General features: G+C 52.6%; 8 protein-coding genes. 7 read left to right on the plus strand and 1 reads right to left on the minus strand.

What is annotated here, in order from left to right:
- Positions 1-213: 213 nt before the first annotated feature.
- Entirely contained in the window at positions 214-1,680 is a 1,467-nt protein-coding gene (locus JKK62_RS04460) for a UDP-N-acetylmuramoyl-L-alanyl-D-glutamate--2,6-diaminopimelate ligase (protein ID WP_201427055.1), read from the minus strand.
- Positions 1,681-1,696: 16 nt separating this feature from the next.
- On the opposite strand from JKK62_RS04460, the gene JKK62_RS17345 reads away from it, so the two are divergent.
- The 7 genes from JKK62_RS17345 to JKK62_RS04490 all read left to right on the plus strand — a co-directional run bounded on the left by JKK62_RS17345 (position 1,697) and on the right by JKK62_RS04490 (position 12,590).
- Entirely contained in the window at positions 1,697-1,912 is a 216-nt protein-coding gene (locus JKK62_RS17345) for a hypothetical protein (RefSeq protein WP_207752135.1), read from the plus strand.
- A gap of 271 nt (positions 1,913-2,183) precedes the next feature.
- The gene (locus JKK62_RS04465; protein WP_201427056.1) at positions 2,184-3,512 is read left to right on the plus strand and encodes an extracellular solute-binding protein; all 1,329 of its coding nucleotides are present in this window, start codon (positions 2,184-2,186) and stop codon (positions 3,510-3,512) included.
- 209 nt (positions 3,513-3,721) lie between these two features.
- On the plus strand, positions 3,722-5,233 hold the full coding sequence (locus JKK62_RS04470; RefSeq protein WP_201427057.1) for a carbohydrate ABC transporter permease: 1,512 nt from the start codon (positions 3,722-3,724) through the stop codon (positions 5,231-5,233).
- Complete coding sequence (locus JKK62_RS04475; RefSeq protein ID WP_201427058.1) at positions 5,230-6,090, plus strand: sugar ABC transporter permease; 861 nt, start codon at positions 5,230-5,232, stop codon at positions 6,088-6,090. Before JKK62_RS04470 ends, JKK62_RS04475 begins: the two co-directional genes overlap by 4 nt.
- A gap of 218 nt (positions 6,091-6,308) precedes the next feature.
- Positions 6,309-7,907 (plus strand): alpha-amylase family glycosyl hydrolase, encoded by a 1,599-nt coding sequence (locus JKK62_RS04480; RefSeq protein WP_201427059.1) that lies wholly within the window; start codon positions 6,309-6,311, stop codon positions 7,905-7,907.
- A gap of 325 nt (positions 7,908-8,232) precedes the next feature.
- On the plus strand, positions 8,233-11,136 hold the full coding sequence (locus tag JKK62_RS04485) for an acyl-CoA dehydratase activase (protein ID WP_201427060.1): 2,904 nt from the start codon (positions 8,233-8,235) through the stop codon (positions 11,134-11,136).
- Positions 11,137-11,279: 143 nt separating this feature from the next.
- Positions 11,280-12,590: a 2-hydroxyacyl-CoA dehydratase gene (locus tag JKK62_RS04490; RefSeq protein ID WP_201427061.1), complete on the plus strand. Its 1,311-nt coding sequence runs from the start codon at positions 11,280-11,282 to the stop codon at positions 12,588-12,590.
- Positions 12,591-12,992: the final 402 nt, after the last annotated feature.

A 12,992-nucleotide genomic window follows, 5' to 3' on the forward strand; every position in this document is an offset into this window, starting at 1 on the left:
GCTTTTCGCACCTGTCCGCTTTTCGGGGACGTCTGCCGGATTTCCTAAATTACACGTGTCCATTTTATGGGGTATAGTTTAAGTATATTAATGAATACTTAAAACTTAAAACTGAAAAATGAATAATTGCGGGCGGGCGCTGCCCGCACCCGATTTATATTCGGAGCGGAGCGACCCATAATTGTCCATTGATCATTGTCCATTGTCAATTGATCAAAGTCCTTCTTCTTCGATTATTTCCGCGATCAGCTCGCGCTCGTCCATGTGGTACTTTACGCCTTTGATTTCCTGGTAATCCTCGTGACCCTTGCCCGCGAGGACGATGATGTCGCCGTCCTGCGCGTTGAGCATGCAATAGCGTATCGCTTCCTTGCGCTTGGGCACGACAACGTACTTGCCGTCCGTTTTGTGAAGACCGGTCTTGATGTCCGCGATTATGTCCATTACGTCCTCAAAACGGGAGTTATCCTCGGTGATAACGCTGAGGTCGCTCAGTCTGCCCGAGGTTTCGCCCATCTCATAGCGGCGCACCTTCGGGCGGTTGCCGCCGGCGCCGAACATGGTGATAAGGCGGTTTGGCTTGTACTGCCGCAGGGTCGTAAGCACGTTCTCCATCGAGAGAGCGTTGTGCGCGTAGTCGATCAGCAGCGAGTAATTTCCGGGAACCTTGACGGGCTCGACTCTGCCCTTGACGTGGGCGATTTTCAGTCCGTCGAGTATAGCCTTGTCGGGAATGTCAAAGAACGAGACCGCGCTTATCGCAGCGAGAGCGTTGTAGGCGTTGAACTTTCCGGGAACACCGACGTCGGGCGAGAGATTTTTCAGCCCCTCTGTTTCGAAATGAACTCCGATGAAGCCGTTATCCGAGAGAAGCCTGTCGTTTTTGGCGCGGAGCTTTGCGCCCTCGGAGAAGCCGTAGGTCAGGATATCGCCCTTGAAGTCCGCGGTGATTTTCTCCCACGCCGGGTCGTCGATATTAGCCGCGGCGTTTCTGCACTGACGGAAGAGCAGGCTCTTGCAGTAGAGATACTCCGCCATGTCCTTATGCTCGACTCCGCCGATGTGGTCGTTCGAGAAGTTTGTGAACACGGCAGCGTCAAAGGTCATTCCAGCGAGACGGCTCGCCTTAAGACCGATCGACGAGGCTTCGATGACGAACGCCTTGACTCCCGCGTCAGCCATGTTTCGCATTGCCTTCTGGATTTCATAGGACTCCGGCGTTGTGTTGTCTGTCTTGTAGGTATTGCCGCCGTAGACAATGCCGAGGGTGCCGATAGTGCCCGCCTTGATACCCGCCTGCTCAAAAATTTCCGCGATCATCGCGGCGGTGGTCGTCTTGCCCTTAGTGCCGGTGATAGCTACGGTTTTCAGCTCGCGCTCGGGGTAATTAAAGAACGCCCGGCTCATTAGCGCGAGAGCAAGCCGCGTGTCGTCGGTTTTCACAACGGCGACGCCGTCGGGAATATCAAAGTCAAGGTCATCGCTGATAACGAGAGCGGCGGCTCCCTTGTCGATGGCGGAACAGGCGTATTTGTGACCGTCGGCGGCAGCTCCCTTGAGCGCGGCAAAGACGGTGCCGGGGCTAACCTTTCGCGAGTCGTAAATGATATCGCTTATCTCGGGGTTGCCCTCGCGGACAACGGTGTATTCAACGTCCCTCAGAAGGTCGTACAGCTTCATAAAAAATCGCTCCTTTGTGTTTTGGTTCATACAGGGCGCCGATCAGAACAGCGCGCCGCAAGCTGTAAATATTATACCAGTAAATAATATAGATTACAACCTCAGGCGGCAAAAGAGCAAAAAATTATTAATCATGCAAGATTGGTTAATTTTCACTAAAAAAATAGAGAAAATTTTTAGCCTCTCTGAAAAACCGCCGCCGCAAAGGGTTCAAATCGTGCTTTTCCCTTAAATCAAGAAAGGTCGCTTGAGCATAATGCACAAGGGATCAACGGTAATACTCTACAAAAAATCATCATATAATTTGTGTAAAAGATAAATTTATCTAAAATGTAGTGTGAATTTAAACAAAAAAATAGTAAAGTTTTAACAAGTTAGTTAAAAATTACAAAACCAGTTGCAATTTGCTCCGCTTTTTGATATTATTTAATTAGTGAAGCGGACTGCCCTTTGTGCAATTTGCTCCATCGAAAAAATATTTTTTTTGAAAGAGGGAAATTCCAATGAAAAAGATTCTCGCCATTTTATTGGCAGGCATGATGACCGCAACAGTTTTTGCCGGCTGCGGCGGCGGTGGCAACACCGAGAGCGGCGGAAGCGGATCAGACACTCAGAGCAGCTCCGATGACGGCGGCGCTGAGGTCAAGGACGCTAACCTTGTAGATGTTTCCGTGTTCGGCGACGAGGACAACATCTCCCTGAAGGTATGGGCTCCCGATAAGGCCGTATCTCTTGTAAAAGAGCAGATCGAGGCCTTCAAGGCTGCTTATCCCGAAAAGACATTCACAAAGATCGAAGTTGTAGCACAGGGCGAAGGCGACGCGGGCACACAGCTCATGAACGACGCTTCCACCGCTGCTGACGTATTCAGCTTTGCATCTGACCAGCTCAACAAGCTCGTTGACGCTAAGGTTATCGCTCCCGTAGCGTTCGCCAAGGCTGTTACAGACATGAACTCCGAGGCTTGCGTTACCGCCGGTACTCTCCAGGATACCCTTTACGCTTATCCCGAGACCAACGATAACGGCTACTATCTCGTATACGACAAGACCGTTGTTTCCGACGAGCAGGCAGGCAAGCTCGAGGACGTTCTCGCTGCTTGTAAGGAAGCCGGCAAGAAGTTCATCTTCAACTGCGGCAACGGCTTCTACGGCTGCACATTCGCTTTCACCGCCGGCGTTAAGATCGACGGCCTCGAGGAAGACGGCGTAACCCAGAAGTTCACAGATTATGACGAGGCTGAGGCTGTCAAGACTCTGCAGGCGTTCTCCAAGCTCATGCACGAGTACAAGGGCACATTCACCTCTCTTGACAACGCTCAGGTAGCTTCCGGCTTCTCGACCGGTACACTCGGCGCAGGCGTTGACGGTTCATGGAACACCAACGCTGACCAGGATGCTCTGAAGGACAACTTCGGCGCAGCCAAGCTCCCCACCATCAATGTTGACGGCACCGACAAGCAGCTCATCTCGCTCTTCGGTTATAAGTACATCGGCGTTAACGCTGCTTCCCAGTTCCCCGCAGCAGCTCAGGTTCTCGCATACTACCTCGCAGGTGAGACCTGCCAGCAGCAGAGAGCTGAAAAGCTCGGCTGGGGTCCCTCCAACAAGAACGTACAGGGTATGGACGTTGTAACAAAGAGCGCTGTTCAGCAGGCTATCAAGCAGCAGTCCGAGAACGCTTGCGTACAGGTTAACATCGCTCCCACATTCTGGGATCCGATGGGCAACCTCGGCAACAAGCTCGTAGCTGACGACACCGATCCCGACGACGCGGCTTACTTCTCCAAGCTCCTCAAGGACACCGTTGCCAACGTACGTGACGAAGGCTAATCGCACAACAAACATCTGAATATTTTATTACCCGGAATTAAGCTTCGGGGTGCTGCTCTGCGGTGCCCCGAAGTGCCGGCTGATTTACGTTTTCGACTGCACCAAACGAATAATGTTTTATTATGGGAGAAAACGTAATAGAATATTATTAGTTTGGTGTATACCCGTAATAAAAGAGAGATTTTCAAATTATTCAAAGGAGAGCTTATATGACATTTGTTGAATATAAAATGCTCAATCCTTTCCAGAGGTTTGCTTACAACTTCAAGAAGGTTCTCAAGTCAATTCCCAAATCGGTGGGACGTTTCTTCGTTGGCATCGGCAAGGCCATCGTGAAATTTTTCACCGGTATCGGCAAGGGCTTCAAGAACTACGGCACCACCTTCGCAAAGGGTGACTGGGCGACTAAATTATCGTATTTGATCTTTGGCGTGGGCGACCTGCACAAGGGTAAATACTACAAGGGTATCCTCTTCTTCATTACCGAGGTGCTCTATATTCTCTACATCACACTCTTCGGCTGGCAGTACATCTCCAAGTTCGGTACCCTCGGTACCGTACAGACTTCCATGCAGAAGGTCAACGGTATCCCGAAGCAGGTATTCGGCGACAACTCAATGCTTATCCTGCTTTACTCCGTACTTACCATCGTTATCACGGTAGTTGTATTCGCCATCTACATCGCAAATATCAAGGACGCATATAAGCATCAGGTAATGAGAGAAAACGGCGAAAAGCCCACCTCTCTCAGACATGACGTCAAGGAGTTCCTGGACGGCAAGTATCACATCACACTTCTTTCTTTCCCCGTGCTGATGATCGCTGTTTTCAACATCCTCCCGCTCATCTTCATGATCCTTATCGCGTTCACAAACTACGACAAGCAGCACATGCCTCCCGGAACCCTGTTCACATGGGTGGGAATGGACAACTTCGGCTCGCTCTTCAACCTCGTTGAGGGCGCCAAGAAGGGCAAGACCTTCATCGAGCTGACCGGTTGGACGCTCCTCTGGGCGGTTCTCGCTACCTTCACAAACTATATCCTCGGTATGATCGTCGCTCTGATGATCAACAAGAAGGGTATCAAGTTCAAGGGTCTCTGGAGAACTCTCTTCGTTATCGCTATCGCGGTTCCCCAGTTCGTATCCCTGCTTCTCATGAACCAGATGCTCCAGGTCAACGGTGCTATCAACGTTCTTCTGACCGATATCAGCCACCTGTTCGGCGGAACGGAGACGATAGAGATCCAGTTCCTCAACAGCACGACCTTCATGGCACGTGCGACGGTTGTAATCGTCAACATCTGGGTTGGTATTCCTTATACCATTCTTTCAATGTCCGGTATTCTGATGAACATTCCTGAGGATCTTTACGAGTCCGCGCGTATCGACGGCGCTACTCCCGTCAAGACCTTCACCGCCATCACTCTCCCGTACATGATTTTCGTTACCACACCTCAGCTGATCACCACATTCGTCGGCAATATCAATAACTTCAACGTTATCTACCTGCTGACAGGCGGCGGTCCCACCACGCAGGATTACTATCAGGCGGGTCGTACCGATATCCTTGTTACATGGCTGTTCAAGCTGTCCATGGATACCCAGGACTACGGTCTCGCGGCGGCAATCGGTATTCTCGTATTCATTGTCTGCGCGACTATCTCGCTGATCGTATACAACAACTCGAAGTCTATGAAGGATGAGGAGGCGTTCTCATGATAAAAAGCTATAAGTTCAGAAGACGCATTGCTAACTTCTTCATCTATCTTCTCCTTGCGATCCTCGGTATTATCTGGGTATCACCGTTTGTATACCTGGTTATGCACTCCTTCCGTGCTGAGTCAATGACTACGGTTCCGTACCTCATTCCTCACGAGTGGACGTTTGACAACTACATCAAGCTCTTCACAAGCGCGGGTTCTTCATCGATCAACTTCCCCAGATGGTTCATTAACACCTTCGTAGTAGCTATCTTCAGCTGCATTATCTCCACGATCTCCGTTCTGGCTGTTTCCTACACCTTCAGCCGTCTGAGATTCGGCGCTCGTAAAAAGCTGATGAATGTAGCCATGATCCTCGGTATGTTCCCCGGCTTCATGACCATGATCGCTATCTACTACCTCCTCAAGGCTATGGGTCTTAACCAGAACCTTATCGCTCTCGTAATCTGCTACAGCTCCGGCGCAGGCCTCGGCTTCCAGATTTCAAAGGGCTTCTTCGACACCATTCCGCGTGCTCTCGACGAAGCCGCTACAATCGACGGCGCAACAAGAAACCAGATCTTCTGGAAGATCATTCTCCCGATGTCAAAGCCTATCGTAGTTTACACCGTACTGACCTCCTTCATCGGTCCGTGGTGCGACTTCATCTTGGCTAAGATCATCATGGGCGATAAGCGTGAGCTGTACACCGTAGCTATCGGTCTGCAGTCCATGGTAAGCGCCGAGTTTATCAACGAGTATTACAAGCAGTTCCTCGCGGGCTCCGTAATGGTTGCTATTCCGATTACAACGCTCTTCCTCATCATGCAGCGCTATTATGTAGAAGGCGTAACCGCGGGCGGCGTAAAGGGTTAATTCTCTTTATCAAACTCATATGCTCTTACGGGCGGCAGTCTTCGGCTGCCGCCTCTTTTTATTTCGCGTTTTTTATTTCGCGTTTTTTATTTCGCGGACTATGGGTTCGATGAAATCAAGCTGCCCGTTTACGCGGGAAGTGTTCATCAGACTCATACCAATCCCATTTCTTTGACAAAGGAACGATAAAACTCAACTCTGATATACGGGGTGTTTCTATGAAAAAAATTATTTCCCTTCTATTGTGCGCGCTGCTGCTCGCGTCAGCCGTTCTTTCGGGCTGCAGCGGCGACGTTATGGACAGCCGCAAGGCGGAAGCGTCCAAGGACAAGTACCGCAACTTCTATGAAATCTTCACCCAGTCCTACTGCGACTCCGACGGCGACGCTATAGGCGATCTGCAGGGAATCATCTCACAGCTCGACTACCTCAACGACGGTGATCCAAATACGGGCGAGGATCTGGGGATCGACGGCATCTGGCTCACCCCGATCATGCCGTCGCATTCCTACCACAAGTACGACGTTGAGAATTACTACGACATCGACCCCGCCTTCGGCACGCTCGAAACCTTCGACACCCTCGTCGGGGAGTGCCACAAGCGCGGAATCAAGCTGATAATTGACCTCGTGCTCAACCACATCTCCTCGCAGAACCCGCTCTTCACACAGGCGGCGATGGAGGTCGTCGACGGCAACCTCGACGGCAACGCGAAGTATTTTGAGATCCACAAGAAGGACTATTTCAGCCCCGACACACAGGTCGTAGCCCTCGGCGACTACGCCTGCGAGGCGAATTTTTCGCAGTCCATGCCCGAGTGGAACCTCAACTCCGAGGCGACCCGCGAGGAGTTCACCAAGATAGCCAAGTTCTGGCTCGACCGCGGCGTTGACGGCTTCCGTCTCGACGCCTGCAAGTTCTACACCAACAAGGAAACAAACGGCGAGGAGTTCCTCGAGTGGTTCGTAAAGACCTGCCGCGGAATCAATCCCGACGTTTACATCGTCGGCGAGACTTGGTCGGGCGATGCGGACATCGAGGAGCTGTACAAGAGCGGCATCGACAGCCAGTTCGCGTTCAAGTACGCCACCACCTCAGGCACGATCGTCGAGTTCATGAACACCCAGAAGGGCAAGGCTCTCGTTTCCAAGGTCAGCGGCTACGATGAGAAGATGCGCAAGGCTAATCCCGACGAGATCAACGCGATGTTCCTCTCGAATCACGACCAGGTGCGCATCGCAAACGCCCTCGAGTCGAAGGGTCTTGACTACGAAAAATTCGCCGCCTCGGTCTATATGCTCTTCCCGGGCAACTCTTTCACCTACTACGGCGAAGAGATCGGCATGACCGCGCCGAACCCCTCGGGCGACGCGAATTACCGCACGCCGATGGTTTTTGACAGCGACGATATGCCGAAAATCTACGTACAGGGCGCCGGCGACACCTTTGAACCTCCGACAAACGGCGGCGTTAAGCAGCAGCTCAAGGACAAGGATTCGCTGCTCAATTTCTACCGCAAAATAATCAAGGCGAAGCTCCAGAATCCCGAAATCCAGCGCGGCATGGTGGTATCGACTCCCGATATGGGCGACGATACCGTCGGTGCGTTCATCACCGAGTACGACGGAAAGCAGGTCATGGTGCTCCACAACTTTGACGCGGAGAACTCAAAGCAGCTCACGATCACAGACGAAATGCTCAAGTCTCCCGAGCTCGTCGCAGACTTGTCAACAGGCAAGGAAAAGGCGAGCCTGAGCGGTACGGAGCTCAAGCTCCCGGCGCACTGCTCGGTTATCCTGAGAGTCAAGGAAGCGTAAATATTTTATTATTCCGAGGTCTGATGAAAACTCAGACCTCGGTTTTTTGTGTTGTCGGAAAATGTACAATTTAGTATAAAAATGTATAAAATCCAAAATTTGACCGTTGTTCCTTTTTGTCAATGATGATATAATCATTAATATAGGCACATAATTCGAAAACAGAATTATAAAACGGCGAAAAAGAATTATAATAAATTGATTATGGATTATTTTAGGGTTTTTTATCGCTTCTTGTCGAATTATGTCGGGAGCTTTCTCGGCGAAGAAACCCGCGCATAAAATTATCAAGGCAATACCGCGATGAGGTTTAGGAGGCGGACTTTTGAGATTAGGACTTGATATCGGCTCGACCACAATAAAGTGCGTCGTGCTTGATGAGGACAACAAGCTGATTTACAGCACATATGAGCGCCATTATTCCCAGATCACCGACAAAATCGCCGAGCTGCTCGACCGCGTCCGCCGCGAGATCGACGGAGCGGATAAGGCTCTTGTCGCGCTTTCGGGTTCCGCGGGAATGGGCGTCGCCCAGGACTGCGGCATCGACTTTGTTCAGGAAGTTTACGCCACCAGAGTCGCGGCGAATACCTTTATTCCGGGCACGGACGTTGTGATTGAGCTCGGCGGCGAGGACGCGAAGATTCTCTTTCTCACAAACGGTCTCGAGGTGCGGATGAACGGCACCTGCGCCGGCGGTACGGGCGCGTTTATCGACCAGATGGCGACCCTGCTCAACGTCCCTCTCGAGGAGATGGACGACCTCGCGAAGCAGTACGAAAAGACATACACCATCGCCTCGCGCTGCGGCGTGTTCGCGAAAACGGATATTCAGCCGCTGCTCAACCAGGGCGCGCGCAAGAGCGACATCGCGGAGAGCATCTTCAACGCAGTTGTCAGCCAGACCGTCGCGGGACTCGCGCAGGGCAGAGAGATCGAGGGACAGATCGTCTACCTCGGCGGCCCGCTGACCTTCATGAGCGAGCTTCGCAACTGCTTTGACCGCACCCTCGGCACCAAGGGCATCTGCCCCGAAAATTCACTCTACTACGTCGCCTGCGGCGCGGCTCTCTGCGCGGAGCAGCCAATCGACTTCGACGCTGTCATCGAGGCGGTCAAAAACTACCACGGCTCGGGCAACTTCGCCTTCAATCAGCCGCTCTTTATCAGCAAGGGCGAGTACGAGAGCTTTTGCCTGCGCCACTCAAAGGCGGACGTAAAGCAGAAGGAGCTCAAGGGCTACAAGGGCAGGGCATATATCGGAATGGACGCCGGCTCAACCACCGTCAAGGGCGTAGTGCTCAACTCCGACGGTGAGATGCTCTACTCAAAATATCTGCCCTCAAAGGGCAACCCCGTCGAGATCATCAAGGCGTTCCTCGAGGAGGTCTACGCGATCAACCCCGACCTCGACGTCGCATCGTCCGCGGTCACGGGCTACGGCGAGGACATTATCCGCAACGCCTTCGACGTCGACTACGGCATTGTAGAAACAATAGCCCACTTCACGGCGGCGAAATATTTCATGCCCGACGTCGAGTTCATCATCGATATCGGCGGACAGGACATCAAGTGCTTCAAGATCCACAACGGCGCGATCGACAACATCTTCCTCAACGAGGCATGCTCCTCAGGCTGCGGCAGCTTCCTGCAGACCTTCGCGAACGCCCTCGGCTACGGCATCGAGGAGTTCTCAAAGCTCGGTCTGTTCGCAAAGCGTCCCGTAGATCTCGGCTCGCGCTGCACTGTATTCATGAATTCCAGCGTCAAGCAGGCTCAGAAGGACGGCGCGACCATCGAGGACATCTCGGCAGGTCTGTCGCTGAGCGTTGTCAAGAACGCATTATATAAGGTTATCCGCGCCTCGAGCCCCGACGAGCTCGGAAAGAAAATCGTTGTTCAGGGCGGAACCTTCCTCAACGACGCGGTGCTCCGCGCGTTCGAGATGGAGATGGGCGTAGAGGTTGTCAGACCGAACATCGCGGGTCTGATGGGCGCTTACGGCGCGGCGCTCTACTCCATGAAAAAGTCGAAGGGCAGCGGCAAGAGCAGCCTTTCGGACTCAAAGGCGCTGCAGAACTTCGTTCACGAGATCAAGGTGACGAACTGCGGCCTGTGCAACAACAACTGCCGCCTTACGATCAACTCCTTCGGCGGCGGAAGAAAGTTCATCGCGGGCAACCGCTGCGAGCGTCCGATTACAAAAAAAGCGCCGGCTACCGGCATGAATATGTACGAGTACAAGCTCCGCCTGCTCGAGACCTACCGTCCCGTTGAGGGAATCCGCGGCAAGCTCGGCATCCCGATGGGACTGAATATGTTCGAGCTGTACCCGTTCTGGTACCGCTTCTTCACCGAGCTGAAATTCGAGGTCGTGCATTCTCAGTTCTCGAACCGCAAGCTCTATCAGCGCGGTCAGCAGACCATTCCGAGCGACACGGTCTGCTTCCCGGCAAAGCTCATGCACGGTCATGTTCAGACTTTGATCGACGAGGGGATAGAGACGATCTTCTATCCGTGCCTGTCCTACAACTTCGACGAGCACCTTGGCGACAACCACTACAACTGTCCCGTCGTCGCCTATTACCCCGAGGTTATCCGCAACAACATGAAGGACGTCAAGAAGGTCAACTTCATCAAGGAGTACTTCGGCATCCACCGCCCCAAGGACTTCCCCAAGAAGGCGTACGAGCGCCTGAGCTTCTACTTCCCGGACATCACGCTCAACGAGGTGAGGGTCGCGGCGAAGAAGGCTTACGAGGAACAGGAGCGTTACCGCGCCAAGGTTCAGGCTAAGGGCGACGAGATCATCCGCAAGGCTGAGCACGACGGCAAGAAAATCTTTGTTCTCGCGGGCAGACCCTACCACATCGACCCCGAGATCAACCACGGTATCGACAAGCTCATCGCGGGGTTTGACGTCGCGATCGTCAGCGAGGACGTTGTTTCCTCACGCGTCGACCGCTTCCACACAGGCGTTCTCAACCAGTGGACGTACCATTCGCGTCTGTATGCGGCGGCAAAGTACGTCACCACGCGCAGGGATATGGAGCTTGTGCAGCTCGTGTCCTTCGGCTGCGGCGTTGACGCTATCACGACCGACGAGGTTCGCGAGATACTTGAGGAAAAGAACAAGATCTACACGCAGATCAAGATAGACGAAATCACAAATCTCGGCGCGGTCAAGATCAGGATCCGAAGCCTGCTCGCCGCGATCGATAACGATTAGCGGTCAGTGAAGGTTCGCTTCGCTCCAAGCAGTATTTTTCATTTACTGCAAACTACCGACTACCAACTATAAACTACCAACTATAAACTACCAACTAACCAACTACCAACTACCAACTAATAAGACTGACAGAAGGAATACTTATGGCAGATTTGAAGTATGACAAAAAAACAGGGCGGCTGCTGTTTACCAAGCAGATGAAGCGCGAGTATACGATACTCATGCCCAACATGGCGCCCATACATTTTAAAATGCTCAAAAACGTCTTTGTCCACTACGGCTACAAGGCGGAGCTGCTCGAGACCACAGGCCCCGAAATCGCTCAGACGGGTCTGAAATATGTCCACAACGACACCTGCTATCCGGCGCTGCTCGTAATCGGTCAGTTCATCCACGCCCTGCAGAGCGGAAAATACGACGTGCACAAAACCGCCCTCATGATAACCCAGACAGGCGGCGGCTGCCGCGCGTCAAACTACATCTTCCTGCTGCGCAAGGCTCTCAAAAAGGCGGGCTTTGAGTTCGTGCCGGTCATCTCTCTCTCGTTCGGAATGGAGAAGAACCCCGGCTTTTCGCTCACACTTCCGCTTATCAGACGCTTCGTCGGCGGTCTTGTTTACGGCGACCAGCTCATGCTCCTCGCCAACCAGATAAAGCCGTATGAGGTGAACAAGGGCGAGACGATGGCTCTTGTCGACAGATGGAGCGACCGTCTGGCTGAAATGCTCATCGAGGGCAAGGGCTACACGCTCGAGGAGATCGACGAGACGCTTCACAAGCTGACAAAGGATTTCTCAAAGATCCCGGTCAACCGCGTGCCCAAGGTCAAGGTGGGCATCGTCGGCGAGATCTACGTCAAATACTCCAAGATGGCTAACAACGGTCTTGAGGACTTCCTCGCCGAGCAGGACTGCGAGGTCTGCGTTCCGGGTCTGATGGGCTTTGCCTCGTTCAAGGTCGACAACCGCCTTGAGGACTACAAGATGTTCGGCGGCAACCGCCTCAAGTACGAATTCTGCAAGGCTCTGCTCGATTACGTGACCAAGCTCGAAACGCTGATGGTCGAGGCGGCAAAGCGGTTCAACTTCGTTCCTCCGCATCAGTACGCCCACACCAAGGAGCTTGTCAAGGGCGTAATCGGCTACGGCAGCAAGATGGGCGAGGGGTGGCTGCTCACCGCCGAGATGATCGAGCTTGCCGACACCGGCTACGAGAACATCGTCTGCACCCAGCCGTTCGGCTGCCTGCCAAACCACATCAACGGCAAGGGCGCTATCCGCAAGATAAAGGAGATCCGCCCGAACGCCAACATCGTGACTATCGACTACGACCCCGGCGCGCCGAAGGTCAATCAGGAGAACAGAATAAAGCTTATGCTTGCCGTCGGCAGAGAGGAGCTGCAGAAGAAGCTCGCCGCCGGGGGTGAGAAGAGTGAGGAAAAAGCGGACGCGTAATGCGTTCGCTTTTTTTGGGGTTTACAGAAAACTTCTTTGTCCCGCCGTTGATGAACGCTTGAAAAAACGGACGTTTCCAAAGGCGGGAGGGAGTGCCCACCGGCACTTTTTGGTTTAAAAACCCTTGTTTCGGGGAATAATTTCCTTTGTTAGGTGCAATGCGCCGAAAATGCGCAAAACGCGATAAAACCCGAAAAAAACCTTGACAAATCGCCGTCTCGTGGTTTATAATAATAAATCGTGGAGCATTCTATAACTGCGCCCTTTTATAGGTAAGGGTGCGGAGGAGTGCGAAGCGAAGTTTATCAATTCCACTAAATTTGAAAGGAGGAAAAACATGCCTACATTTAACCAGTTGGTACGTAAGGGCAGAGAGGTTTCTGAAAAGAAGGCAAAGGCTCC

The sequence above is a fragment of the Ruminococcus difficilis genome (genome assembly GCF_016680995.1).

Coding starts and splice junctions, on each gene's coding strand:
- JKK62_RS04460 (WP_201427055.1), bottom strand. CDS start 1,680: ATGAAGCTGTACGACCTTCTGAGGGACGTTGAATACACCGTTGTCCGC.
- JKK62_RS04465 (WP_201427056.1), top strand. CDS start 2,184: ATGAAAAAGATTCTCGCCATTTTATTGGCAGGCATGATGACCGCAACA.
- JKK62_RS04470 (WP_201427057.1), top strand. CDS start 3,722: ATGACATTTGTTGAATATAAAATGCTCAATCCTTTCCAGAGGTTTGCT.
- JKK62_RS04475 (WP_201427058.1), top strand. CDS start 5,230: ATGATAAAAAGCTATAAGTTCAGAAGACGCATTGCTAACTTCTTCATC.
- JKK62_RS04480 (WP_201427059.1), top strand. CDS start 6,309: ATGAAAAAAATTATTTCCCTTCTATTGTGCGCGCTGCTGCTCGCGTCA.
- JKK62_RS04490 (WP_201427061.1), top strand. CDS start 11,280: ATGGCAGATTTGAAGTATGACAAAAAAACAGGGCGGCTGCTGTTTACC.